This window comes from Streptomyces sp. NPDC107575, from assembly GCF_055657265.1.
Genome location: NZ_JBVKBG010000003.1, coordinates 1,294,484 through 1,320,024, shown reverse-complemented (window position 1 = coordinate 1,320,024; position 25,541 = coordinate 1,294,484). Strand labels below are relative to the sequence as shown.

Annotated in this window: 20 protein-coding genes and 1 tRNA gene; 14 read left to right on the top strand and 7 right to left on the bottom strand. The window is 72.0% G+C overall.

Features of this window, described 5'->3' with window-relative positions; translation table 11 throughout:
* Positions 1 to 80: 80 nt before the first annotated feature.
* The 3 genes from ACZ7L4_RS19165 (at position 81) to ACZ7L4_RS19155 (ending at position 4,785) form a co-directional block, all read left to right on the top strand.
* Positions 81 to 2,435 (top strand): HelD family protein, encoded by a 2,355-nt coding sequence (locus ACZ7L4_RS19165; protein WP_472103899.1) that lies wholly within the window; start codon positions 81 to 83, stop codon positions 2,433 to 2,435.
* Positions 2,436 to 2,772: 337 nt separating this feature from the next.
* A complete protein-coding gene (locus ACZ7L4_RS19160; protein WP_450816110.1) occupies positions 2,773 to 4,206 on the top strand; it encodes an NAD-dependent malic enzyme in 1,434 nt (477 codons plus the stop codon).
* A gap of 297 nt (positions 4,207 to 4,503) precedes the next feature.
* Positions 4,504 to 4,785, top strand: coding sequence for an HU family DNA-binding protein (locus ACZ7L4_RS19155; RefSeq protein ID WP_016645140.1), 282 nt, complete (start codon positions 4,504 to 4,506; stop codon positions 4,783 to 4,785).
* A gap of 178 nt (positions 4,786 to 4,963) precedes the next feature.
* Here ACZ7L4_RS19155 and murA read toward each other — a convergent pair whose 3' ends face one another.
* Entirely contained in the window at positions 4,964 to 6,304 is a 1,341-nt protein-coding gene (murA, locus tag ACZ7L4_RS19150) for a UDP-N-acetylglucosamine 1-carboxyvinyltransferase (RefSeq protein WP_266710853.1), read from the bottom strand.
* Positions 6,305 to 6,553: 249 nt separating this feature from the next.
* Between murA and ACZ7L4_RS19145 the strand changes: the two genes are divergently transcribed.
* Positions 6,554 to 7,123 (top strand): YqgE/AlgH family protein, encoded by a 570-nt coding sequence (locus ACZ7L4_RS19145; protein ID WP_422430901.1) that lies wholly within the window; start codon positions 6,554 to 6,556, stop codon positions 7,121 to 7,123.
* On the opposite strand, the gene ACZ7L4_RS19140 is transcribed toward ACZ7L4_RS19145, so the two are convergent.
* Positions 7,116 to 7,994: a LysR family transcriptional regulator gene (locus ACZ7L4_RS19140; protein ID WP_472103896.1), complete on the bottom strand. Its 879-nt coding sequence runs from the start codon at positions 7,992 to 7,994 to the stop codon at positions 7,116 to 7,118. The two genes, ACZ7L4_RS19145 and ACZ7L4_RS19140, sit on opposite strands and share 8 nt — an antisense overlap.
* Before the next feature lie 111 nt (positions 7,995 to 8,105).
* On the opposite strand from ACZ7L4_RS19140, the gene ACZ7L4_RS19135 reads away from it, so the two are divergent.
* The 6 genes from ACZ7L4_RS19135 (at position 8,106) to ACZ7L4_RS19110 (ending at position 16,257) form a co-directional block, all read left to right on the top strand.
* Positions 8,106 to 9,296, top strand: coding sequence for an MFS transporter (locus tag ACZ7L4_RS19135; protein ID WP_472103894.1), 1,191 nt, complete (start codon positions 8,106 to 8,108; stop codon positions 9,294 to 9,296).
* A gap of 15 nt (positions 9,297 to 9,311) precedes the next feature.
* Positions 9,312 to 9,611: a DUF3039 domain-containing protein gene (locus ACZ7L4_RS19130; RefSeq protein ID WP_385760375.1), complete on the top strand. Its 300-nt coding sequence runs from the start codon at positions 9,312 to 9,314 to the stop codon at positions 9,609 to 9,611.
* Between the two features lie 153 nt (positions 9,612 to 9,764).
* On the top strand, positions 9,765 to 11,378 hold the full coding sequence (locus ACZ7L4_RS19125) for a beta-N-acetylhexosaminidase (RefSeq protein ID WP_472103892.1): 1,614 nt from the start codon (positions 9,765 to 9,767) through the stop codon (positions 11,376 to 11,378).
* Positions 11,379 to 11,687: 309 nt separating this feature from the next.
* Complete coding sequence (locus tag ACZ7L4_RS19120; protein ID WP_472103890.1) at positions 11,688 to 12,587, top strand: FAD binding domain-containing protein; 900 nt, start codon at positions 11,688 to 11,690, stop codon at positions 12,585 to 12,587.
* The gene (locus ACZ7L4_RS19115; RefSeq protein WP_472103888.1) at positions 12,584 to 13,918 is read left to right on the top strand and encodes a (2Fe-2S)-binding protein; all 1,335 of its coding nucleotides are present in this window, start codon (positions 12,584 to 12,586) and stop codon (positions 13,916 to 13,918) included. The genes ACZ7L4_RS19120 and ACZ7L4_RS19115 overlap by 4 nt, the downstream gene beginning before the upstream one ends.
* On the top strand, positions 13,915 to 16,257 hold the full coding sequence (locus ACZ7L4_RS19110; protein WP_472103886.1) for a xanthine dehydrogenase family protein molybdopterin-binding subunit: 2,343 nt from the start codon (positions 13,915 to 13,917) through the stop codon (positions 16,255 to 16,257). Before ACZ7L4_RS19115 ends, ACZ7L4_RS19110 begins: the two co-directional genes overlap by 4 nt.
* A 60-nt stretch (positions 16,258 to 16,317) precedes the next feature.
* Here the strand turns inward: ACZ7L4_RS19110 and ACZ7L4_RS19105 are convergent.
* A tRNA-Cys gene (locus ACZ7L4_RS19105) sits at positions 16,318 to 16,392 on the bottom strand.
* A 172-nt stretch (positions 16,393 to 16,564) separates the two neighbouring features.
* Here ACZ7L4_RS19105 and ACZ7L4_RS19100 point away from each other — a divergent pair.
* The 4 genes from ACZ7L4_RS19100 to ACZ7L4_RS19085 all read left to right on the top strand — a co-directional run bounded on the left by ACZ7L4_RS19100 (position 16,565) and on the right by ACZ7L4_RS19085 (position 21,733).
* Positions 16,565 to 18,007 (top strand): MFS transporter, encoded by a 1,443-nt coding sequence (locus ACZ7L4_RS19100; protein ID WP_472103884.1) that lies wholly within the window; start codon positions 16,565 to 16,567, stop codon positions 18,005 to 18,007.
* 147 nt (positions 18,008 to 18,154) lie between these two features.
* Entirely contained in the window at positions 18,155 to 19,957 is a 1,803-nt protein-coding gene (locus ACZ7L4_RS19095; protein WP_472103882.1) for a DEAD/DEAH box helicase, read from the top strand.
* Positions 19,958 to 20,239: 282 nt separating this feature from the next.
* Complete coding sequence (locus ACZ7L4_RS19090; protein WP_403855079.1) at positions 20,240 to 20,881, top strand: IclR family transcriptional regulator; 642 nt, start codon at positions 20,240 to 20,242, stop codon at positions 20,879 to 20,881.
* A 60-nt stretch (positions 20,882 to 20,941) separates the two neighbouring features.
* A complete protein-coding gene (locus tag ACZ7L4_RS19085) occupies positions 20,942 to 21,733 on the top strand; it encodes a YlbL family protein (protein ID WP_472103880.1) in 792 nt (263 codons plus the stop codon).
* 19 nt (positions 21,734 to 21,752) lie between these two features.
* Here ACZ7L4_RS19085 and ACZ7L4_RS19080 read toward each other — a convergent pair whose 3' ends face one another.
* The 4 genes from ACZ7L4_RS19080 to ACZ7L4_RS19065 are packed head-to-tail and all read right to left on the bottom strand — an operon-like array spanning position 21,753 to position 25,534.
* Complete coding sequence (locus tag ACZ7L4_RS19080) at positions 21,753 to 22,724, bottom strand: glycine betaine ABC transporter substrate-binding protein (protein ID WP_472104072.1); 972 nt, start codon at positions 22,722 to 22,724, stop codon at positions 21,753 to 21,755.
* Between the two features lie 14 nt (positions 22,725 to 22,738).
* Positions 22,739 to 23,614 carry an ABC transporter permease gene (locus ACZ7L4_RS19075; protein ID WP_472103878.1) on the bottom strand — a complete coding sequence of 292 codons (876 nt, stop codon included), beginning with the start codon at positions 23,612 to 23,614 and terminating at the stop codon, positions 22,739 to 22,741.
* A complete protein-coding gene (locus ACZ7L4_RS19070; protein WP_472103876.1) occupies positions 23,611 to 24,894 on the bottom strand; it encodes a betaine/proline/choline family ABC transporter ATP-binding protein in 1,284 nt (427 codons plus the stop codon). Before ACZ7L4_RS19070 ends, ACZ7L4_RS19075 begins: the two co-directional genes overlap by 4 nt.
* Positions 24,887 to 25,534, bottom strand: coding sequence for an ABC transporter permease (locus ACZ7L4_RS19065; protein ID WP_266710829.1), 648 nt, complete (start codon positions 25,532 to 25,534; stop codon positions 24,887 to 24,889). The genes ACZ7L4_RS19070 and ACZ7L4_RS19065 overlap by 8 nt, the downstream gene beginning before the upstream one ends.
* Positions 25,535 to 25,541 lie beyond the last annotated feature (7 nt).

Below are 25,541 nucleotides of genomic sequence, written 5' to 3'. Positions count from 1 at the left end.
CCCCTTTCGCGTACCTTTGACGGCTGCCCAGCACGTCAGAAGGGGGCCCGGTGGCCGCTCAGGCTCCGCACGATTCAGCGGTGAAATCGGATACGGACGCAGCGAAGGACGCGAACGCGGACTCGGTGCGCGACCGTGAGCTCGGCGTCGAGCAGGACCATCTCGACGCCGTCTACCGACGGCTCGAAGAGAAGATCCACGAGGCCGAGTTCCTGATGGAGGACGCCACCAAGCGCGGCCAGGTCGGCACGCCCGGCGCGCTCGCCGAGCGCGACGCGCAGGTCTTCCGCGCGGGCATCCACCTCAACCGCCTCAACAACGAGTTCGAGGACTTCCTCTTCGGCCGCATCGACCTGCTTCAGGGCAAGGACGGCAAGAAGGGCCCGGACGGCGCGTACACGGCGGTCGAGCCGGCCGACGGCGCGGTCCGCGAGGACAACACGGCCGACATCGCCGAGACGCTGCACATCGGCCGCATCGGCGTGCTCGACGCGGACTACTCGCCGCTCGTCATCGACTGGCGCGCGCCCGCCGCAGCGCCGTTCTACCGCTCCACGCCGGTCGACCCGGGCCGCGTGGTGCGCCGCCGCGTCATCCGTTCCAAGGGCCGCAAGGTGCTCGGCGTCGAGGACGACCTGATGCGCCCGGAGCTGACCGCGTACCTGGACGGCGAGCGGCTGCCCGCCATCGGCGACGGCGCGCTGATGGCCGCGCTCGGCCAGGCCCGCAGCCACTCGATGCGCGACATCGTCGCCTCCATCCAGGCCGAGCAGGACCAGGTCATCCGGGCCCCCGCGGCCTCGGTGACGTACGTGGAGGGCGGCCCGGGCACCGGCAAGACGGCGGTGGCGCTGCACCGCGCCGCGTATCTGCTGTACCAGGACAGGCGCCGCTACTCCGGCGGCATCCTGATCGTCTCGCCGACGCCGCTCCTGGTCGCCTACACCGAGGGCGTGCTGCCCTCGCTCGGAGAGGAGGGCCAGGTCGCGATCCGCGCGGTCGGCTCCCTGGTCGATGGGGCCGAGGCCACGGTCTACGACTCCCCGGCTGTGGCCCGGATCAAGGGCTCGTCGCGGATGCTGAAGGTGCTGCGGAAGGCGGCGCGCGGCGCCCTGGAGACGGGACGCCCGGCCGCCGCTCAAGAGCAACTCGCCTTCGGCGACGAGGAACCCGGGGCCGCCCCGGCCGAGACCCCCACCCGGCTGCGCGTCGTCGCGTTCGGGCGCCGCCTTGAGCTGGAGGCGGACCAGCTGGGCCGGATCCGGCAGGCCGCCCTCGGCGGCACCGCCCCCGTCAACCACCTGCGCCCGCGCGCCCGCAAGCTCCTCCTCGACGCGCTGTGGGACCAGTCGGGCGCCGGCAGCCGGCACTCCGACCCCGAGCTCGCGGCCGAGCTGCGCTCCTCCTTCGACGACGACGTCATGAGCGAGGACGAGTTCCTCCGCTTCCTCGACGCGTGGTGGCCGGAACTGACGCCCCGCGCGGTCCTGACCGCCATGTCCGACGAGCGGCGCCTCGGCCGCTGGGCCCGCCGCGTCCTCAACCCCGGAGAGATCCGCAAGCTCGCCAAGTCGCTGAAGCGGGACGCCCTCTCGGTCCACGACGTGGCCCTGCTCGACGAGCTGACCGCCGTCCTCGGCGCCCCGGCCCGCCCGAAGAAGAAGCGCGAGTACGACCCGCTCGACCAGCTCACCGGCCTGGAGGAGCTGATGCCGCAGCGCGAGGAGTCCCAGCGCGAGCGCGCCGAGCGGCTCGCCCAGGAACGCACCGAGTACGCCCATGTCATCGTCGACGAGGCGCAGGACCTCACGCCGATGCAGTGGCGGATGGTCGGCCGCCGCGGCCGGCACGCGACGTGGACGGTGGTCGGCGACCCGGCCCAGTCGTCCTGGTCGACCCCCGACGAGGCGGCCGAGGCCCGCGACGAGGCCCTCGGCACCCGGCCGCGCCGCCGCTTCACACTGACCGTGAACTATCGCAACCCGTCCGAGATCGCCGAGCTGGCCGCGAAGGTCCTGGCGCTCGCGATGCCCGGCTCCGAGTCCCCTTCGGCGGTCCGCTCGACGGGCGTCCGGCCGCGCTTCGAGGTCGTACGGGACAGGCTCGGGGACACCGTCAGGGCGGAGGCCGCCCGGCTCCTGGAGCAGGTCGACGGCACGGTGGGCGTCGTCGTGGCGATGAACCGCCGCGAGGAGGCCGCGCGCTGGCTCTCCGGGCTCGGCGAGCGCGTCGTGGCGCTCGGCTCCCTGGAGGCCAAGGGGCTGGAGTACGACGCCACGATCGTGGTCTCCCCGGCGGAGATCGCCGACGAGTCCCCGGCGGGTCTGCGGGTCCTGTACGTGGCTCTGACGCGGGCGACGCAGCAGCTCACGGTGGTCTCCGGCGAACGCGACGAACCGGACGCGAACGGGGTGCCGGACCTGCTCCGCGACTGACCCTTGCCCCTGCAGTCTCCGGTGTTACCGTTGATGACGGCACCGGCTCGATCCAAGCCCCCGGGCCCAACCATCGTCCCTTAGAGGGACCACTTGCCGCGAGGCGAGCATGGCGGGTCGGTGTCGTAAACGTGGGACGAGGCCCACGTCACTCCGGTGGCGTGGGCCTCGTTCCGTTTCCTCTTCCGGTTTCCCGCCACTTCTCGTATGGTGGAAACTACTTTCCAAAAGATGAATGAACGTTAGCTTCAAAACCCGATGCGACTACCACGTACTCACCGGTAGGTGGGACCATCGGACGGCAACAGCTACACGGTGAAAGCAGAGGAAGTCGGCCATGGCAACGGCGCCCAGCGTCTCCTACTCGATGACGGTCCGGCTGGAGGTCCCCGCGGGCGGCAACGCCGTCTCGCAGCTGACCACGGCCGTGGAGTCCTCCGGCGGCTCGGTGACCGGCCTCGACGTCACCGCTTCCGGTCACGAGAAGCTCCGGATCGACGTCACGATCGCGGCCTCGTCGACGTCCCACGCGGACGAGATCGTCGAGCAGCTCCGCGGCATCGAGGGCGTCACGCTCGGGAAGGTCTCCGACCGTACGTTCCTGATGCACCTCGGCGGCAAGATCGAGATGGCGTCGAAGCACCCCATCCGCAACCGTGACGACCTGTCCATGGTCTACACGCCGGGCGTGGCCCGCGTGTGCATGGCGATCGCGGAGAACCCCGAGGACGCCCGGCGTCTGACCATCAAGCGCAACTCCGTCGCGGTCGTCACCGACGGCTCCGCGGTGCTGGGCCTCGGCAACATCGGCCCGAAGGCCGCGCTGCCGGTCATGGAGGGCAAGGCGGCCCTCTTCAAGCGCTTCGCCGACATCGACGCCTGGCCGATCTGCCTGGACACCCAGGACACCGACGCCATCGTCGAGATCGTCAAGGCCATCGCCCCCGGCTTCGCGGGCATCAACCTCGAGGACATCTCGGCGCCCCGCTGCTTCGAGATCGAGGCCCGCCTGCGCGAGGCCCTCGACATCCCCGTCTTCCACGACGACCAGCACGGCACCGCCATCGTCGTGCTCGCCGCGCTCACCAACGCACTGCGCGTCGCGGGCAAGGACATGGGCGACACCCGCGTCGTCATGTCGGGCGCCGGCGCCGCCGGCACGGCCATCCTCAAGCTGCTGCTCGCGGCGGGCGTCAAGAACGCCGTCGTGGCCGACATCCACGGTGTCGTGCACGCGGGCCGCGAGGACCTCAAGGACGCCGACAGCGACTCGCCGCTGCGCTGGATCGCCGACAACACCAACCCCGAGGGCCTCACCGGCACGCTCAAGGAAGCGGTCGTCGGCGCGGACGTGTTCATCGGCGTCTCGGCCCCGAACGTGCTGAACGGCGACGACGTGGCCGCGATGGCCGAGGGCGCCATCGTGTTCGCGCTCGCGAACCCGGACCCCGAGGTCGACCCCGCGATCGCCCGTCAGACGGCCGCCGTGGTGGCCACGGGCCGCTCCGACTTCCCGAACCAGATCAACAACGTGCTGGTCTTCCCCGGCGTCTTCCGCGGCCTGCTCGACGCCCAGTCGCGCACGGTCAACACGGAGATGATGCTGGCCGCCGCGACGGCCCTGGCCGACGTGGTCACCGAGGACGAGCTCAACCCGAACTACATCATTCCGAGCGTCTTCAACGACAAGGTGGCCGGAGCGGTCGCCGGCGCCGTCCGCGACGCCGCGAAGGCCGCCGGAGTGGCTGTGACGGGGGCCACGACCGCCTGATTACCGGCGCGTCGCGGTTTGCGGGGCCCCCGGGCCCCATAGGCTGGCCGGGAAACAGGCCCCCGGCCCGCCCCTGCGACCGGCGTGGTGGCGCTGTCCGTGTGACCCCAAGGGGTGCCGGATTGGCTTTACCGCCGTGGGTAGGGGCAGGATGCCTCTTCAGGCGCAAGGGTCTGGACGACGGACCCGGGTCCTGGGCCTGACCGAGACCCTGGCAGCATCAACTTTGCTGTTGCCCAACACGCGGCCTGGCCGCGTGGCACGCCTCAACGGCAAGAAGAACACGGGAGTACAAACATGAACCGCAGTGAGCTGGTGGCCGCGCTGGCCGACCGCGCCGAGGTGACCCGCAAGGACGCCGACGCCGTGCTGGCCGCGTTCGCCGAGACCGTCGGCGAGATCGTTGCCAAGGGCGACGAGAAGGTCACCATCCCCGGCTTCCTGACCTTCGAGCGCACCCACCGTGCCGCTCGCACCGCTCGTAACCCGCAGACCGGCGAGCCGATCAACATCCCGGCCGGCTACAGCGTGAAGGTCTCCGCGGGCTCGAAGCTCAAGGAAGCCGCCAAGGGTAAGTAAGTCCTAGGCGTCAGAACGGCCTCCCGGAACCTTCCGGGAGGCCGTTCTTTTGCGTTGTGGGTGCGGTCTGCGTGTGGTCGCGTTCGCGCAGTTCCCCGCGCCCCTAAAGACACAAATACAAGGGCCGCTCCCGGTCGACCGGGAGCGGCCCTTGTATTTGCCTACGTGGGGCGAACGGCTAGCCGAGCGCCTTGCCAGGCAGCTCGACCTTCGCGCCGAGTTCGACGAGCTTCTCCATGAAGTTCTCGTAGCCGCGGTTGATCAGGTCGATGCCGTGGACCCGGGAGGTTCCCTGGGCCGCCAGCGCCGCGATGAGGTACGAGAAGCCGCCACGCAGGTCGGGGATGACCAGGTCGGCGCCCTCCAGCTTCGTGGGCCCGGAGACGACCGCCGAGTGCAGGAAGTTGCGCTGCCCGAAGCGGCAGTCGGAGCCGCCGAGGCACTCGCGGTAGAGCTGGATGTGCGCGCCCATCTGGTTCAGCGCGGACGTGAAGCCCAGGCGCGACTCGTAGACCGTCTCGTGGACGATCGAGAGGCCCGTGGCCTGCGTGAGCGCCACGACGAGCGGCTGCTGCCAGTCCGTCTGGAAACCGGGGTGCACGTCCGTCTCGAGCGCGATCGACTTCAGCTGGCCGCCGGGGTGCCAGAAGCGGATGCCGTCGTCGTCGATCTCGAAGGCGCCGCCGACCTTCCGGTACGTGTTGAGGAACGTCATCATCGAGCGCTGCTGCGCGCCGCGGACGTAGATGTCGCCGTGCGTGGCGAGCGCCGCGGACGCCCAGGAGGCCGCCTCCAGGCGGTCCGAGAGGGCGCGGTGCGTGTAGCCGCCGAGCTTGTCGACACCGGTGACGCGGATGGTGCGGTCGGTGTCCATGGCGATGATCGCGCCCATTTTCTGCAGGACGCAGATCAGGTCCTCGATCTCCGGCTCCACCGCCGCGTTCGAGAGCTCCGTGACGCCCTCGGCGAGGACGGCCGTGAGCAGCACCTGCTCGGTGGCGCCCACGGAGGGGTAGGGGAGGCGGATCTTCGTGCCGCGCAGGCGCTGCGGGGCCTCCAGGTACTGGCCGTCCGCGCGCTTCTCGATGGTCGCGCCGAACTGGCGGAGCACCTCGAAGTGGAAGTCGACGGGCCGGCCGCCGATGTCGCAGCCGCCGAGCCCCGGGATGAAGGCGTGGCCGATGCGGTGCAGCAGCGGGCCGCACAGCAGGATCGGGATGCGGGAGGAGCCCGCGTGCGCGTCGATGTCGGCCACGTTCGCCGACTCCACGTGCGAGGGGTCCATCACCAGCTCGCCCGGCTCCTCGCCGGGGCCGACCGTCACGCCGTGCAGTTGCAGCAGGCCGCGTACGACCCGCACGTCGCGGATGTCCGGGACATTGCGCAGCCGACTCGGCGCACTGCCGAGGATCGCGGCGACCATGGCCTTGGGCACGAGGTTCTTCGCGCCGCGGACACGGATCTCGCCCTCGAGCGGGGTTCCGCCGTGGACAAGGAGGACATCGTCGGTGACGGTCATGAATCTCGCGTTCCGAAGAGAAGGGCAGGGCCAGGCTCAAGGGTAAGGGGGGTACGGCCCTTATTCGTATGCCTGTGGGTGCCGGAGAGCGTCATGAGTTCGCTACAACACGAAGCGCGCCGGATGGAGCACAAAGCGTGACGGTTTTGTGAAGTGCGCATCTTCCGCTTCCCCGCGCGCTGAGCTGCGTTCACGCGGGTGTTGCGCTTGGCGCCCCCGACGGCGGCCGGATGCGGGATCATGTCATGCATGACCGAGGTGTCCTCGCTCACAGGGCGGCTGCTCGTGGCCACACCCGCCCTCGCGGACCCGAATTTCGACCGGGCGGTCGTGCTGCTCCTCGACCACGACGAGGAGGGCTCGCTCGGCGTGGTGCTGAACCGGCCGACGCCGGTGGACGTCGGGGACATCCTGGAGGGCTGGGCCGATCTGGCCGGTGAGCCGGGGGTCGTGTTCCAGGGCGGCCCGGTCTCGCTCGACTCGGCGCTCGGCGTCGCCGTCATCCCCGGGGACGACGAGCGGGAGACGCCCCTCGGCTGGCGCCGGGTGCACGGCGCGATCGGCCTCGTCGACCTGGAGGCGCCGCCGGAGCTGCTCGCCGCGGCGCTCGGTTCCCTGCGGATCTTCGCCGGCTACTCGGGCTGGGGCCCGGGCCAGTTGGAGGACGAACTGACCGAGGGCGCCTGGTACGTCGTGGAGTCGGAGCCCGGCGACGTCTCCGCCACCCGCCCCGAGGGCCTGTGGCGCGCGGTCCTTCGGCGCCAGCGCGGCGAACTGGCCATGGTGGCCACGTATCCGGACGACCCCTCGCTCAACTGACCTCGGCCCCGGCCGCCTTGAAGTAGCGCTCCGCCAGCGGGTGGGCGTCCCGCGCCGGGATCGCCAGGTGCACGGCGACGGACGGCGCGTTCTTCAGGCGTACGTGGCGCAGGCCCGGGTGGGCGTGCCTGCGGGCCACCGGTTCGGGCGCCACGCCCACCCCGTGCCCGGCCGCGACCGCCTCCAGCCACTCGTCGAGGTTGTCGGCGGTGCAGGCGAGCCGGGGGCGGCGGGCCGCGGGCCACAGGTCGGGGCGGGTGGTGCCGGTGACCGTGTTCACGACGAGGGGCAGTTCGGCGAGGTCCGCCCAGTCGACGACACGGCGTCCGGCGAGCTCGGCGGAGCCGCGCGCCACGACGGCCGTGCGGGGCTCGTGCAGCAGGACCCGGGAGCGTACGGCGGCGCCCTCGGGCAGTTCGCCGCGGACCACCGCGATGTCGCAGGCGCCCGAGGTGAGCCCGGCCAGCGGGGCGTCGCGGCGCACGAGCCGGATCCCGGCGCCGGTCGCCGACTCGAACTCCGCGTTGAGCCGGGCGCAGGCCTCGGGCAGCAGCGAGGTGAAGCCGAGCCGGAGCAGCGCGGGACCGCTGCCCGCGGCGGCGCGCAGCGTGGCGTCGACGCGGGCGATCAGGGGCCCGAGGTCCTCGCGCAGCCGGCGCCCGGCGTCGGTGAGCGCGACCCTGCGGGTGGTGCGCTCCACGAGCCGGGCGCCCAGGCTCGCCTCCAGGGCGCGCAGGGAGCGGGTGAGCGCGGGCTGTCCGACGCCGAGCCGGTCGGCGGCGTGCGTGAAGTTCAACTCGTCGGCGAGGGCGAGGAATCCGCGCAGGTGGCGCAGTTCCACACCGTCCACGGCGTCCCGTACGTGATCCATGCCCACCGAGCATAAGTGCGCGCCGACGACATTTCCCCGGCGGACCGGAGGCTGCCTACGTTTCCCCCTCGTGCACGGAAACCGAACGGTCCGACGAGGGAGTTGAAGCGCGTGCGCAAGGTCTGGTTGCTGATGGTGGGGGCCTTCACCCTCGGCCTCGACGCCTATGTGATGGCGGGGCTGCTGCCGGTCGTCGCCGGTGATCTGCGGACCACCGTCTCGGCCGCGGGGCAGATGGTCACCGTGTTCACACTCGCGTACGCGGTGAGCGCGCCGCTGGTCGCGGGCCTCGTCTCCGGGGTGCGGCCCCGAACGCTGATCCTCGCGGCGCTCGGCGTCTTCACGGTCGGCAACGCGCTGACCGCGCTCGCGCCCTCGCTCGCCGTGCTGCTGCTCGCCCGCGCCGTGGCCGGGGCCGGCGCGGGCGTGTATTCGGCGCTGTCGACGGCGGCCGCCGCGGCCCTCGTTCCGGGGGAGCGCAGGGGCCGGGCGCTCGCCCTGGTGATGGGCGGCATGAGCGCGGGCACGGTGCTGGGGGTGCCGCTCGGGGTGCTGCTCGCCGGGCAGGCCGGATGGCGCGCCACGATGTGGGCCGTGACCGGGCTCGGGGCGCTCGCGCTCGCCGGGCTCGCGGCGGGGCTGCCCGCCGTGCCGGCCGATCCGCCGGTGAGTGCCCGGGCGCGGCTCGGCGCGCTCACCGACCGGGCCGTGCTGCCGGTCGTCGGGGTGTCGTTCCTCGCGGCGGTCGCCAGCCTCGGCCTCTACACGTATCTCGCCCCGGTGCTCGCCTCCGCCGGTGGCGTGGCGGAGGGCGACGTCACGCCCTACCTGTGGGCGTGGGGCGTCGGCGGGGTGCTCGGCAGCGTGCTCGCCGGGCCGCTCGTGGACCGCACGGGCCGGGCCTTCGCCCTGGTCGGCATCGTCATGGCCGTGCTCGCACTGGCCCTGGGCGCGCTGTCGCCGCTCGGCGCCGCCGCGTTCCCGGCGCTCGTCGTGTGGGGCGCCGCGGGCTGGGCGCTCCAGGTGCCGCAGCAGCACCGGCTGCTCGCGCTGCGCGCCGAACGCGGCACGGTCGCGCTCGCCCTCAACAACTCCGCGCTCTACCTGGGTAGCGCGGTCGGCTCGGCCGCGGCGGGACTCGCGCTCGCGGCGGGCCTCGCGCCGCGCGCCCTGCCGTGGGCGGCGGCGGCCGTCGCGGCGGCGGGACTCGCCCTGCACCTCGCCGGGCGGCGCGCCACGGGCCGTCCGCAGGAACGTGTCGGCGCCTCGGACCAGGTCCGTTCCGGGACGGGGCGGGCTTAAGTACCCTTGGCGGTTATGAGCACTCTTGAGCCCGAGCGCGGGACAGGTACGGGGACCCTCGTAGAGCCGACGCCACAGACGTCGAGTGGCGACGGCGATCACGAGCGCTACGCCCACTATGTCCAGAAGGACAAGATCATGGCGAGCGCCCTCGACGGGACGCCCGTCGTCGCGCTCTGCGGCAAGGTGTGGGTCCCGGGCCGTGACCCGAAGAAGTACCCCGTGTGTCCCATGTGCAAGGAGATCTACGAGTCCATGGGCGCCGGCGGCGACAAGGACAAGGGCGGCAAGGACGGCGGCGGCAAGGGCAAGTAACCGGCCCCTGCCCGCCCTTCCCGGCGGACCTTCCCGGGGAACCCCGGGTGTGCGGTGACGCATGCCCGGGGTTTCGCGTGTCCGCACGTGCCCGGGTCCCACGCGCTCGCCCGACCATTGCGCGAATTGGTCCAGTCCTCTTAGCCTCCGGTCATGGATCTGATCCCCGCACCCCGTCGGCAGGCGCACGCGGGCGACGGCCGCTGCGTGTTCGGCGACCGCACCGGCATCGCGGCGGGGGAGGGGACCCAGGACACCGCGCGCTGGCTGCGCGCGGCACTCGGCGCGGCGACCGGTCTCGCCCTGCCGCCCAAGGACGCGGACGACGGCGACGTCGTGGTCCTGCGCATCGACCCCGCCCTCGAAGCGGAGGGCTACCGGCTGCGCGCGACGGACGCGGGCGTCACGATCGAGGGCGGATCGGCGGCGGGCGTCTTCTGGGGCGCCCAGACGCTGCGTCAGCTGCTCGGCCCCGACGCGTACCGCCGTGCCCCGCTCCCCGGGCGCACCTGGTCCGTCCCGCACGTCACCGTCGACGACGCGCCCCGCTTCGGCTGGCGCGGCATGATGCTCGACGTCGCCCGGCACTTCACGCCGAAGGCCGGGGTGCTGCGCCAACTCGACCTGATGGCCGCCCACAGGCTCAACGTCCTGCACTTCCACCTCACCGACGACCAGGGCTGGCGCGTCGAGATCAAGCGCCGACCGAAGCTGACGGAGGCCGCCTCCTGGCGGTCACGGACGAAATTCGGCCACCGCGCCTCGGAGTTGTGGGAGGACAAGCCGCACGGCGGCTTCTACACCCAGGACGACATCCGCGAAATCGTCGCCTACGCCGACGCGCTGCATATCGCGGTCGTCCCCGAGATCGACGTCCCGGGCCACTCGCAGGCCGCCATCCACGCGTACCCGGAACTCGGCAACACTGATGTCGTCGACACGTCTTCCCTCCCCGTCTGGGACACCTGGGGCATCAACCCGAACGTACTCGCCCCCACTGACAACACCCTCCGCTTCTACGAGGACGTCTTCGAGGAACTCCTCGACCTGTTCCCGTCCACGTTCATCCACGTAGGGGGCGACGAGTGTCCCAAGGGCCAGTGGAGGCAGTCGCCCACGGCCCAGGCCCGCATCAAGGAACTGGGGTTGGCCGACGAGGACGAGCTCCAGTCCTGGTTCGTCCGGCACTTCGACACCTGGCTCGCCGCGCGCGGCCGGCGCCTCATCGGCTGGGACGAGATCCTCGAGGGCGGCCTCGCGCCCGGCGCCACGGTCTCCTCCTGGCGCGGCTACGAGGGCGGCATCACCGCGGCGCGGGCGGGCCACGACGTCGTCATGTGCCCCGAGCAGCAGGTCTACTTGAACTACCGCCAGGCTCCCGGCGACGAGGAGCCGGTCCCCATCGGCTACGTGCGCACCCTGGAGGACGTCTACCGCTTCGAGCCGGTTCCCCCGCAGCTGACCGAGGAGGAGGCGCGGCACGTCATCGGGACGCAGGCCAACATGTGGACCGAGGTGACGGAGGACGAACGGCGCCTCGACTACCAGCTGTATCCGCGGCTCTGTGCCTTCAGCGAGGTCGCGTGGAGCGCGCTGCCCGCACCCGGTGCGCGCGACTTCGCGGGCTTCGAGCGCCGAATGACCGCGCACTACGGGCGACTTGACGCACTGGGGGTCGCCTACCGGCCGCCCGGAGGCCCGTTGCCCTGGCAGCGGCGCCCAGGTGTTCTCGGACGTCCCTTCGAAGGGGAACCCCCGAACGTGTGAGCTTGCGGCCGGTGAGGATCGCGCGGCACCGCGCACCTCACCTCATACACAGGCGCAGAGTGCCAATTCGCGCCCACAGGTGATCTGGTGCGATATCGGTCATCTATGAGGTGGAAGGGGCGAATGCCTCCTACCGGACCCCCTCTCCGGGCCGGAAGGAAGATGTGCCAGAGTTGCCACGTCCGGCCTGTCAGCACGTACCGTACGGCGGAACAGGCGCAACGGCGGGAACGGCGGTCACGCGCGGACCACGCGGGGACCGGCGCCGTTGCCAGGCACGCGGCCGGACATCGGGAAGGGGCAGCCGGTTTGACCACGCACGCACCGCAGGCGACGACACAGGCCGCGGTACTTCCGGGTTCGCTGGACGAGGCAGTCGCGGCGCTCGCCGCCATGCCCGCCGCCGTACCGGTGGCCGGGGGAACGGACCTGATGGCCCAGGTCAACGCGGGTGGACTGCGCCCCGCCGCCCTCGTCGGGCTCGGCCGGATCAGCGAGATCCGCGGCTGGCAGTACCAGGACGGGAACGCGCTGCTCGGCGCGGGCCTCACGCACGCGCGCATCGGCCGCCCCGACTTCGCCGCGCTCATCCCCGGCCTCGCCGCCGCCGCCCGGGCCGCGGGCCCGCCCCAGATCCGCAACGCCGCCACGCTCGGCGGCAACATCGCCTCCGGCGCCCCCGCGGGCGACACGCTGCCCGTACTGGCCGCGCTGGAAGCCACGTTGATCATCGCGGGGCAGGGCGGGGCGAGACGCGAAGTGCCGGTCTCGCACCTGCTGGCCGGCATGGAGATGCTCGCCCCCGGTGAGCTGATCGGCTTCGTGCGCGTGCCCCTGCTGCACGCGCCGCAGGTGTTCCTGAAGGCGACCGGGCGTACGGGCCCGGGCCGCGCGATGGCCTCCGTCGCGCTCGTCCTCGACCCGGCGCGGCGCGGGGTGCGCTGCGCCGTCGGGGCCATCGCGCCGATGCCGCTGCGGCCCCTTGAGGCCGAGCAGTGGGTGGCCTCGCTCATCGACTGGGACGGCGAGCGCGGCGCCCTCGTGCCGGAGGCCGTGCACGCCTTCGGCGAATACGTCGCCGCGGCCTGCGTCCCCGACCCGGAACCCGCCCCGGACGGCACGCAGCAGCAGTTGCCGCCGGCCGTACTGCATCTGCGGCGCACCGTCGCCGTGCTGGCCCGACGTGCACTTGGGAGGGCGCTGTCGTGACGAACGAGTACCCCGGACCCGACGGCTGGGAGCCGGTGCCCCAGGGCGAGTACGACTCTGACGCCACGGCCTTCGTGCAGCTGCCCCCCGAGGGCTTCCCCGACGCGGCGCCGCTGGAGGCGCCGGGGCACGGGTATGTGCCGCCGCAGATAACGGTGAGCCCGGCCACGGGTGCGGCCGCGACGGATCCTGCGGCGACCGGGGTGTGGGTGCTGCCGGAGAACCTGGTCGGTCCCGGTGCGGAGCCGCCTGCCCCCGTGGAGCCTGCGCCCCACCAGGGGCAGACGGGGCAGTGGTCGATTCCGTTGGCCGAGGGGGAACTGCCGGACGAGTCCGGCGAGTTCACCACATCCGCTGCCGCGGTGGGGCGGGCGTGGGGCCAGGAGCCGCCTGCGACGCTTCCCGGTGGGGCGCCTGCGCCGTGGGCCGCGCAGCCGGAGGCCCCGGAGCGGTCGGACGAGCCTGCGTCGCGGGGCTCTGCCCCGGACCCCGCGCCTCAATCGCCGGCGGGGCTTGATGTGCCGAGCCCTGCGCCGGAGCCCGCCGCTCCAGCGGCCGATGTGCCCGAGCCCGTCGACGTAGAGGCCCCCGCGGCTGGGGTCGAAGCCGAGGCCGAGGCTGAAGCTGAAACCGAAGTCGAGGACGCGGCCCCCGCCCGGCCCCCGCTCCACGACGATCACCCCCTGGCCAGCTACGTTCTGCGGGTCAATGGTGCGGATCGGCCCGTCACGGATGCCTGGATCGGGGAGTCGCTGCTGTACGTGCTGCGCGAGCGCCTCGGTCTCGCGGGTGCCAAGGACGGGTGTTCGCAGGGCGAGTGCGGCGCGTGCAACGTGCAGGTGGACGGCCGTCTCGTGGCCTCCTGCCTGGTGCCGGCGGCGACCACCGCGGGCAGCGAGGTCCGGACGGTCGAGGGCCTCGCCACCGACGGCCGCCCCTCGGACGTGCAGCGGGCGCTGGCCGCGTGCGGTTCGGTGCAGTGCGGCTTCTGTGTCCCCGGCATGGCGATGACGGCGCACGACCTCCTGGAGGGGAACCCGAACCCGACCGCCCTGGAGACCCGCCAGGCGCTGTGCGGCAACCTGTGCCGCTGCTCCGGCTACCGGGGTGTCGTGGACGCCGTGCGCCAGGTCGCCGAGGAGCGGCGGGCGGTGGCCGACGCCGCGAGCGAGGACGCGTCGGGCGAGGGTGCCGCGGAAGAGCCGATGATCCCGCGCCAGGCGGGCCCGCTGGCGACCGAGGACATCCAGGGCGACGCGCACCCGCAGGACTTCCCGAACCCCCAGCACCCGCAGGACTTCCAGGACTTCCCGGACGGAGGCCAGGCATGACGAACGAGACGGCCACCCCCTCCGCGGCCCCCACGGCACCGGAAGCGGAGAGCTTCCCGCACGGTCTCGGCATGTCGCTCCCCTCGCAGGAGGCACCCGCCAAGGCGGACGGCACGTTCCCGTACGCCGCCGACCTGTGGGCCGAGGGCCTGCTCTGGGCGTCGATCCTGCGCTCCCCGCACGCGCACGCGCGCGTGGTGAGCATCGACACCAGCCACGCGCGCGAGATGCCCGGCGTCCTCGCGGTCGTCACGCACGAGGACGTCCCCGGCGGGCCGCTGCCCGGACACCGTGCGTCGGACCGCCCGATGTTCGCCTCCGACGTGGTGCGCCACCACGGAGAGGCGCTCGCCGCCGTGGCGGCCGACCACCCGGACACGGCGCGCATGGCCGCGGCCGCGATCATCGTCGAGTACGAGGTCCTGGACCCGGTCACGGACCCCGAGCAGTCCTTCGCGGCGGAGCCCCTGCACCCCGACGGCAACCTGATCCGCCACATCCCGCTCCAGCACGGCGACGCGGGGGCGACGGGCGAGGTCGTCGTCGAGGGCCTCTACCGCATCGGCCGCCAGGACCCGGCGCCGATCGGCGCGGAGGCGGGCCTCGCGGTGCCGCGCCCCGACGGCGGCGTCGAGCTGTACATCGCCTCCACCGACCCGCACGGCGACCGCGACCTCGCGGCGGCCCGCTACGGCCTGGAGCGCGAGCGCGTGAAGGTCGTCGTCACCGGTGTGCCCGGCGCGACGGCCGACCGCGAGGACCCGAGCTTCCACCTCCCGCTCGGTCTGCTCGCCCTGCACACCGGCTGCCCGGTCAAGCTCGCCGCGTCCCGCGAGGAGTCCTTCCTCGGCCACCCGCACCGCCACCCGACACTCCTGCGCTACCGCCACCACGCGGACGCGGACGGCCGGCTGGTCAAGGTGGAGGCTCAGATCCTGCTCGACGCGGGCGCGTACGCGGACACGTCGTCCGACGCGCTCGCGGCCGCGGTCTCCTTCGCCTGCGGCCCCTACGTCGTCCCGCACGCCTCCATCGAGGGCTGGGCGGTCCGGACGAACAACCCGCCCTCCGGGCACGTACGGGGAGAGGGCGCGCTCCAGGTCTGCGCCGCGTACGAGGCGCAGATGGACAAGCTCGCGAAGAAGCTCGGCGTCGACCCGGCCGAACTGCGGCTGCGCAATGTCCTGGCGACCGGCGACATCCTTCCCACGGGGCAGACGGTGACGTGCCCGGCGCCCGTGGCCGAACTGCTCACGTCCGTACGGGACTTCCCGCTGCCGCCGCTGCCCAAGGACACGCCGGAGGAGGACTGGCTGCTCCCCGGCGGCCCCGAGGGCGTCGGTGAACCGGCCGCGATCCGCCGCGGCGTCGGCTACGGCGTCGGCATGGTGCACATGCTGGGCGCGGAGGGCGCGGACGAGGTCTCCACGGCCACGGTGAAGGTCCAGGGCGGCGTCGCGACGGTCATCTGCGCCGCCGTGGAGACCGGCCAGGGCTTCGCCACGCTCGCCCGCCAGATCGTCCAGGAGACGCTCGGCATCGAGGAGGTCCACGTCGCGCCGGTCGACACCGACCAGCCGCCGGCGGGCCCCGGCTGCCGCGGCCGGCACACCTGGGTGTCCGGCGGGGCGGTCGAGCGGGCGGCCAAGATGGTCCGCACCCAGCTCCTCCAGCCGCTTGCGCACAAGTTCGGCATGTCCACGGAGTTGCTCCAGATCGCGGACGGCAAGATCACCTCGTACGACGGCGTGCTGTCGACGACCGTCGAAGAGGCCATGGACGGCAAGGAGCTGTGGGCCACGGCGCAGTGCCGCCCGCACCCCACGGAGCCGCTCGACGCCTCGGGCCAGGGCGACGCGTTCGTCGGCATGGCCTTCTGCGCGATCCGCGCGGTGGTGGACGTGGACGTGGAGCTCGGCTCGGTGCGCGTGGTCGAACTGGCGGTCGCCCAGGACGTCGGCCGCATCCTCAACCCCGCCCAGCTCGCGGCCCGTATCGAGGCGGGCGTCACCCAGGGCGTGGGCGCGGCCCTCACGGAGAACCTCCGCACCCCGAAGGGCATCGTCCGCCGCCCCGACCTGACCGGCTACGCGCTGCCCACCGCGCTCGACGCCCCCGACATCCACATCGTCAACCTCGTCGAGGAGCGCGACGTGGTCGCCCCCTTCGGCGCGAAGTCGGCGAGCGCGGCCCCGGTGGTCGCGTCCCCGGCGGCGGTCGCCTCGGCGGTCCGCGCGGCGACGGGCCGCCCGGTCAACCGTCTGCCGATCAGGCCGCAGGCGGCGGTGGTCACGGACGCGCCGGCGCCCGGAGCGGTCGTGGCGGACGCGACCGGCTGAGGCCGCACCCCGTGCACGACGAAGGGGCGCCCCGCTTCTCGCGGGGCGCCCCTTCGTGCGTGGAGGCCGTGACCGGAATCGAACCGGCGTGCTTCGCTTTGCAGGCGAATCCCTCAGCCACTCGGGCACACGGCCAAGCGCTGACCAAGCTACGGGCCTGATCAGCCGCCCCTCAAGGGTTCCCGGCGCCCCGCAACACGACTGCCATGCGCCGTTCACGAAGCGCCCGGACCTACGACCAAGGGACCAGCTCCGGACCGCCTCAGGACAGGGGTCAGAGAGTCGTACGCCCCTTACTCTGAACCGCATGGCCGCCCTCGAAGACGTCACCGACGACGCCCCCGTACGCACCGTCCCCTCCGCGACCGAAGGTGTCCTCGGCCGCACCCATCGCGCGCTCAGCATCGGCATCGTCACCGTCGTGCTGCTCATCGCCTTCGAGGCGACCGCCGTGGGGACGGCGATGCCGGTCGCCGCGCGGGAGCTGGACGGGGTGTCGCTGTACGCGTTCGCGTTCTCCGGCTTCTTCACGACCAGCCTGTTCGGGATGGTGCTCGCCGGGCAGTGGGCCGACCGGAGCGGACCCCTCGGCCCCGTCACGGCCGGGATCGGGGCCTTCGCCGCCGGGCTGCTGCTCGCCGGGACCGCGGGCACCATGTGGATGTTCATCGCCGGACGGGCCGTGCAGGGGCTCGGCGGCGGCCTGGTGATCGTCGGGCTCTACGTCGTGGTCAGCCGGGCCTACCCGGAGCGGCTGCGGCCCGCGATCATGGCGGCGTTCGCGGCGAGCTGGGTCGTGCCGTCGATCGTCGGACCGCTCGCGGCGGGCGCCGTGACGGAGCACATCGGCTGGCGGTGGGTGTTCCTCGGCATCCCGGTCCTGGTCGTCCTGCCGCTCGCGCTCGCGCTCCCCGAGGTCCGACGGCGAGCCTCCGGTGCCCCCGAGGGTGCCGCCCCGGCTGCCTTCGACCGGCGTCGCATCCGCCTCGCCCTCGGCATCTCGCTCGGCGCGGGACTCCTCCAGTACGCCGCCCAGGACCTGCGCCCGCTGTCGCTGCTGCCCGCGGCTGTCGGCGCCGCCCTCCTCGTGCCGTCCGTGCTCGGGCTGCTGCCCCGCGGCACCTACCGGGCCGCGCGCGGGCTGCCGTCCGTGGTGCTGCTGCGCGGCATCGCGGCCGGGTCGTTCATCGCGGCCGAGTCCTTCGTGCCGCTGATGCTGGTGACGCAGCGCGGGCTCAGCCCCACGCTCGCCGGGTTCTCGCTCGCCGCGGGCGGCGGCACCTGGGCGCTCGGCTCGTGGCTGCAGTCCCGGCCGCGCGTCGAGCCGTACCGGGAGCGGCTCGTCGCCGCCGGGATGGTGCTGGTCGCGCTCGCCATCGCCACAGCGCCCAGCGTGCTGATCCAGGCCGTGCCCGTGTGGACCGTGGCCGTCGCCTGGGCCTTCGGCTGCCTGGGCATGGGCCTCGTGATCTCCTCCACGTCCGTGCTGCTGCTCCAGCTGTCCGCGCCCGAGGAGGCCGGGTCGAACTCCGCCGCGCTGCAGATCTCCGACGGGCTCTCCAACGCGCTGCTGCTCGCCGCGGGCGGCGCCGCCTTCGCGGCGCTCGGCGGGGGAGCGGTGGGCGCGGCGGGGCACGCGGTCGCGCAGGGCGCCGGGGGCTCGCACCCGGCCGCGTTCGCCGCCGTGTTCCTGCCGATGGCCGTCGTCGCGCTGGTCGGGGTGTGGGTGGCGGCGCGGCTGCGGAAGTAGCCGCCGGGGCCGTCCAGTTGATCTGTGACACACGTCCCAACCACGCCCGTCCGGGCCTCGCCGACCATGCCCGTCAACCTCGGCACCGGTAGGGTGGCCCGGTTGTCATACGTAGCCGTGCCGTCCAGCTTTGAGTAACCGGAGACCGTGACTACTACATCCGCCACTCCTTCTGCCTCGTCCGCCCACCTGTCACCCGCCTTTCCCGGCCGCGCCCCCTGGGGCACGGCCAACAAGCTGCGAGCCTGGCAGCAGGGTGCGATGGACAGGTACATCCAGGAGCAGCCCCGCGACTTCCTCGCGGTCGCCACCCCGGGCGCCGGAAAGACCACGTTCGCGCTCACCCTCGCGTCGTGGATGCTGCACCACCACGTCGTGCAGCAGGTGACCGTGGTCGCGCCGACCGAGCACCTGAAGAAGCAGTGGGCCGAGGCCGCCGCGCGCATAGGGATCAAGCTGGACCCGGAGTACAGCGCGGGCCCGCTCAGCAAGGAGTACCAGGGCGTCGCCGTCACGTACGCGGGTGTGGGCGTGCGGCCGATGCTGCACCGCAACCGCAGCGAGCAGCGCAAGACGCTCGTCATCCTCGACGAGATCCACCACGCCGGTGACTCGAAGTCCTGGGGCGAGGCCTGCCTGGAGGCGTTCGAGCCGGCCACCCGCCGCCTCGCGCTGACCGGTACGCCGTTCCGCTCCGACACCAACCCGATCCCCTTCGTCCAGTACGAGGAGGGGCGGGACGGCATCCGGCGCTCGGCCGCCGACTACACGTACGGCTACGGCAACGCGCTCGCCGACAACGTCGTGCGCCCGGTGATCTTCCTCAGCTACAGCGGCAACATGCGCTGGCGCACGAAGGCCGGTGACGAGATCGCGGCCCGGCTCGGCGAGCCGATGACCAAGGACGCCATCAGCCAGGCCTGGCGCACCGCCCTCGATCCGCGCGGCGAGTGGATGCCGAGCGTGCTGCGCGCGGCCGACGCCCGCCTCACCGAGGTCAGGAAGGGCATCCCGGACGCGGGCGGCCTCGTCATCGCGTCCGACCAGGACTCCGCCCGCGCGTACGCGAAGCTGATCCGCGAGATCACGGGCAGCAAGGCCACCGTCGTGCTCTCCGACGACACCGGCGCCTCGAAGCGGATCGACGACTTCGCGGCGAGCGAGGACCGGTGGATGGTCGCGGTCCGCATGGTGTCGGAGGGCGTCGACGTCCCGCGCCTCGCGGTCGGCGTGTACGCGACGACGATCTCGACCCCGCTCTTCTTCGCGCAGGCCGTCGGCCGTTTCGTGCGTTCACGCAGGCGCGGAGAGACGGCCTCCGTCTTCCTGCCCACCGTCCCCGACCTGCTCGGCTTCGCCAACGAGATGGAGGTCGAGCGCGACCACGTCCTCGACAAGCCGAAGAAGGACCAGGAAGAGGACCCCTACGCCGAGTCCGAGAAGGAGATGGACGAGGCGAACAAGGAGCAGGACGAGGACACCGGCGAGCAGGAGCAGTTCTCCTTCGAGGCCCTGGAGTCCGAGGCCACCTTCGACCGGGTCATGTACAACGGCGCCGAGTTCGGCATGCAGGCGCACCCCGGCAGCGAGGAGGAGCAGGACTACCTCGGCATCCCGGGCCTGCTCGAACCCGACCAGGTGCAGATGCTCCTGCAGAAGCGGCAGGCGCGGCAGATCTCGCACAGCAAGAAGAAGCCGGACAGCGAGGCCGACCTCCTGGAGCTGCCGGCCGACCGCCGCCCCGTCGTCTCCCACAAGGAGCTGATGGAGCTGCGCAAGAAGCTGAACACGATCGTCGGCGCGTACGTCCATCAGAGCGGGAAGCCGCACGGTGTCATCCACACCGAACTGCGCCGGGTGTGCGGCGGCCCGCCGAGCGCGGAGGCGACCGGCGGACAGCTGCGCCAGCGCATCGCCAAGGTGCAGGAATGGGCCACCCGCATGAAGTGACATGGGGATCAAGTGCGGGCATTCGCGCACATCTCCGGCCGTTGACTGACCGGATTCTGGACGGAGTCTTCCGCTCAGCGGGACGACCTCGCTACATTCCGGGCAACGCACACGCCCCGTGGCAGAGCCGCCGCGGAGCGCAGCCGGTGCGTCAACTGACAGCCGTAAGCAGCCCAGCGCCTGATCACCGACCGGCGGCCTCTCACGCGCGTCGCCCACGGGACAGGTGACGCGACCCCCGCGCAGGAGGCCGTCGTCCCTCACCACTAAGGAGTGGGCGTCGTGACCGCGGAGACCTCCCAGACGCTCGACCGGGGACTGCGCGTCCTCAAACTGCTCGCCGACACCGACCACGGCCTGACCGTCACCGAGCTCTCCAACAAGCTCGGCGTCAACAGGACCGTCGTCTACCGTCTGCTCGCCACCCTGGAGCAGCACGCCCTGGTCCGCCGCGACCTGGGCGGCCGCGCCCGCGTCGGGCTCGGCGTGCTCCGGCTCGGCCGGCAGGTCCACCCGCTGGTGCGCGAGGCCGCGCTGCCGGCCCTGCGCGCACTCGCCGAGGACATCGGGGCGACCGCGCACCTGACGCTGGTGGACGGAACGGAGGCCCTTGCCGTGGCCGTCGTCGAGCCGACCTGGACCGACTACCACGTGGCGTACCGCACGGGCTTCCGCCACCCGCTCGACCGGGGAGCCGCGGGCCGCGCCATCCTCGGCGCCCGCCAGGGCGTGCTCCCCGAGTCCGGCTACACCCTCACGCACGGCGAACTGGAAGCCGGCGCGAGCGGGGCGGCGGCGCCGCTGCTCGGGGTGACCGGTCTGGAGGGCAGCGTAGGAGTGGTCATGCTCTCGGACTCCGTCCCGGAACGGGTGGGCACGAGGGTCCTCGACGCGGCCCGCGAGGTGGCGGACGCGCTCAGGTAGTCACCTCAATCGCCGGTGGGGCTTGATTTTGCCCGGCAACCGCCACGTTAGAGTCACCCCGTGCTCAATCGCCTCAGCCGTCCCGCCGCCCTGGCCCTCTGCGCCGTCCCGGTCGTCGCCCTCCTCGCGATCGCGGGCTTCGCTCCGCTGCCGTTCTCCGTGGCCCAGCCGGGCCCCACGACGAACGTCCTCGGGAAGTCGGACGGGAAACCCGTCATCGACATCAGCGGCGCCCCCACCCGCCCCACGGAGGGCAAGCTGCGCGCGGTGACCATCGTGGCGACGGGCCCCGACGCCTCCGTGCACCTGGGCGACGTGCTCGACGGCTGGTTCGCCGAGAACCGGGCGGTCATGCCGCGCGACGCGGTGTACCCGTCGGGCGACTCGACGAAGGAGGTCGAGCAGCACAACCAGAAGGAGATGAAGGGCTCGCAGGACGCGGCCACCGAGGCCGCCCTCTCCTACCTCGGCAGGTCCTCGAAGGACATCGAGGTCGACCTCCAGCTCGGCGACGTCGGCGGTCCGAGCGCGGGCCTGCTCTTCTCCCTCGGCATCATCGACATGCTGGACGGCGACGGCAGCGGCGGCGACCTCACCGGCGGCAGGTCCATCGCGGGCACCGGCACCATCGACGCCGAGGGCAAGGTCGGCCCGGTCGGCGGCGTGTCCCTGAAGGTGCAGGCAGCCGACCGCGACGGCGCCACCGTCTTCCTCGTACCGAAGGCGGAGTGCTCGGACGCGAAGGCCTCCGCGCCGGACTCGATGAAGCTGATCTCGGTGAGCACGCTCAAGGGCACGACGACCGCGCTGACGAACCTGGAGAAGGGCTCGGGCGAGGTCCCCACCTGCTGAGCCCCCCCGGCAGGGGCCGTCACTCCTTGACGAAGCCCTCCTTCACCAGCCACTCCTTCGCCACGTCGTGCGGGTCCTGCCCGTCGACGTCCACCTTCGCGTTGAGGTCCTGGGCGACCGTGTTGTTGAGCTTCTTCGTGATCGGCTCCAGGATGTCCGCCATCGCCGGGTACTTCTTGAGCGCCTTGCTGTTGATCGAGGGCGCCGCGTTGTAGTTCGGGAAGAACTTCTTGTCGTCCTCCATGACGTTCAGGTTCATCGCCTTGATCCGGCCGTCGGTCGTGTAGACCTCGCCGAAGGTGCAACTGCCCTTGGACGCCTGGGTGTAGATGATGCCGCTGTCCATCTGCGTGATGTTGGCGGGCGGCACGTGCATCCCGTACGCCTTCTGCATGCCGGGCAGGCCGTCGGCCCGGTTGGCGAACTCGCTCTCCACGCAGAGCGTGACGGCCTTCGGGTCCTTCTTGGCGAGCGCGGCGACGTCGGAGAGCGTCTTGGTGCCGTACTTCTTGAAGTTGGCGTTGTTCATGGCGAGCGCGTAGGTGTTGTTGAGCTCGGCCTGCGGCAGCCACGTGATGCCGTTCTTCTTGTCGGCCTTGGCCACGGCCTCGTACTGCTTCTGCGGGTCGGGGATCGGGTCCGAGTTGCCGAGGTACGTGATCCAGGCCGTGCCCGTGTACTCGTACATGGCGTCGGCGTCACCGGACTTGATGGCCTCGCGGGCGCCGATGGAGCCCTGGATGCCGGTCCGGTCGAGGACGTCCGCGCCGGACGCCTTGAACGCGATGCCCATGATCGCGCCGAGCACCAGCTGCTCCGTGAACTCCTTGGACGTGACGGTGATGTCGGCGCCCTCCAGCGGCTTGTCCTTGCCGATGGAGCCCGGCTGCACGTCGTCGACCAGCGGGCTGCCGCTGGTCAGTCCGCAGCCGCTCGCGAGGAGCGCGATCCCGCAGCTCGCCGCGACGGCCACGCGTACGCGGTACCTCATGTGCTTCACGGGCTTCATGAGCGCACCTCCAACCCGCGCGGGCGCAGCAGCAGTTCGGCCAGCGACGCCAGCCAGTCGACGAGCAGGGCGAGCGCGATCGTGAGGATCGAGCCGAGCATCAGGACCGGCATGCGCTGGTTGGTGATGCCGGTGGTGATGAGGACACCGAGGCCGCCGCCACCGCCGAAGGTGGCCAGGGTCGCCGTACCGACGTTGAGGACGAGCGCCGTGCGCACGCCCGCAAGGATCAGCGGGACGGCGAGCGGGAGTTCGACCTTGCGCAGCACCCCCATCGGCGACATCCCGATGCCCTTGGCCGCTTCGAGGAGCGTCGGATCGTTGGCCTTCAGGCCCGCGATGGTGTTGGAGAGCACCGGCAGGATCGCGTAGATGATGATGCCGATCAGGGCCGACTTCTCGCCGATGCCCAGCCAGATGACGAGCAGGGCGAGCAGGCCGATGGCCGGGGTGGCCTGGCCCATGTTGGCGATCGCCAGGGCGAACGGGGTCGCCTTGCGGAACATCCTGCGGGTCAGCAGGATCCCCAGCGGGATCGCGATGATCAGCACGAAGAACGTCGAGATCACCGTCAGGCTGATGTGCTGGCGCACCGCCTTGCCCACCGCGCCGCCCGAGATGGCGTTCTCGGAGATCGTGTCGAGGTCGGCGTTGCGGAACCACAGCCAGGTGATCACCAGGACCAGGACCAGGAACACCGGAAGGAACGTCAGCTTCTTCCAGGTGATGCGCGGCGGGTCCTTCCGGGCGGCCGGGGAGGGCGGAGCCTCCGGCTCGGCCCGGCCCTCGTCGCGGAACGCGAGGCCCCTGACCTCGTGCTCGCCCTCGGGGCGCTCGCCCTTCGGGGGCGATTTGCGGGACGGTGTGCTCACGCCTTCGCCTCCCCGCCGGGGCCGTAGGAACCCTCCTGCTCCTGGTGCGTCTGCTCGGCGCGCTGCTCCTCCAGCTCGTGCTGGTGCTCGACCGCTTCGAGCCGGTCGGCCTCCAGGAGTTCCTGTACGGAGTTCATCAGCGTCTCCATGTCGACGACGCCCTCGTACGCGCCCCGCCGCCCGGTCACCGCGACGCGGCCCGCGTTGTCGGTGAGGACCGCTTCGAGGGCGTCGCGCAGGGTGGCGTCGCGGGTGACGGTGTCGTGCACGAGGGTGCCCGCGCGGGCGAGGGAGCCCTTGGCGCGCATCAGGTCGCCGCGGCGCAGCCACTTGTAGGGCCGGCCGCGCTTGTCGAGCAGCAGCAGCTCGTTCGTGCCGGCCGCCCGCAGCTTGTTGAAGATGTCCTGCAGCGGGTCGTCGACGCTCACCGTCGGATAGTCGGTGACCTCCACGTCGCGTACGCGCGTCAGGTTGAGGCGCTTGAGCGCCGCGCCCGCGCCCACGAACCCGGAGACGAAGTCGTCCGCCGGGTTGGTGAGGATCGCCTCCGGGGTGTCGAACTGCGCGATGTGCGACTTCTCGCGGAGCACCACGATCCGGTCGCCGAGCTTGATCGCCTCGTCGAAGTCGTGCGTGACGAAGACGATCGTCTTGTGCAGCTCGTGCTGGAGCCGGATCAGCTCGTCCTGGAGGTGGTCGCGGGTGATCGGGTCGACGGCGCCGAACGGCTCGTCCATCAGGAGCACGGGCGGGTCGGCCGCGAGCGCCCGGGCCACGCCCACGCGTTGCTGCTGGCCTCCGGAGAGCTGGCGCGGATAGCGGCCGTGGTACTCGGCGGGGTCGAGCCCGACCAGATCGAGCATCTCCTCGACCCGCGACTTGATCTTCGACTTGGACCAGCCGATCATCTTCGGCACCAGCGCGATGTTCTGGGCGACCGTCATGTGCGGGAAGAGCCCGGAGGACTGGATCGCGTAGCCGACCTTCCTGCGCAGCTTCACCGGGTCCATGTCGGTGACGTCCTCGCCGCCGATGCGGATGCGTCCGCCGGTCGGCTCGATGAGGCGGTTGATCATCTTCAGCGTCGTGGACTTCCCGCAGCCGGACGGGCCGACGAAGATGATCAGCTCGCCCGGTTTGATCTCCATGTTGACGCTGTCCACGGCGGGTTCGCTGGAGCCGGGATAGCGCTTGGTGAGGTTCTCCAGCTCGATGCTGGCCCCGGACGCCTCGGGGGCCCCGGACGGCTCGGTCGCCGCGGTCGTCGTGGTCTCAGGCACGGATCCCCCTCGGGATGGTCAGCCGTCCGATGAGGACGTACGCGGCGTCGAAGAGCAGGGCGAGGATGATGATGCCGAGCGTTCCGGCGAGCACCTGGTTGAGCGCGTTGGCGCTGCCCAGGGAGGCGATGCCGCGGAAGATCTCGTTGCCGAGCCCGGGGCCCGAGGCGAACGCGGCGATGGCGGCGATGCCCATCAGCATCTGCGTGGAGACCCGGATCCCGGTGAGGATCGGCGGCCAGGCGAGCGGCAGCTCCACCTTGAACAGGCGGGCGGTCCGGGACATCCCGATGCCCTTCGCCGCGTCGATCAGCGCGGGGTCGACGCCGCGCAGTCCCACGATCGCGTTCCGCACGATCGGCAGCAGCCCGTACAGGGTCAGCGCGATGACGGTCGGCGCGACGCCCAGGCCCACGATCGGGATCAGCAGACCGATCATGGCGAGCGAGGGGATGGTCAGAATGGTCGAGGTGGCGGTCGTCGCCAGATTCCCGGCCCACTCGCTGCGGTACGAGACGATGCCGATGACGATGCCGATCAAGGTCGCGAGGACCATGCACTGGAAGACGGCGCTCGCGTGCTGATAGGCGTCGGCGAGCAGCTGCTGGTGCCGGGCACCCAGGTAGTCCCAGAAGTTCATCGCACCT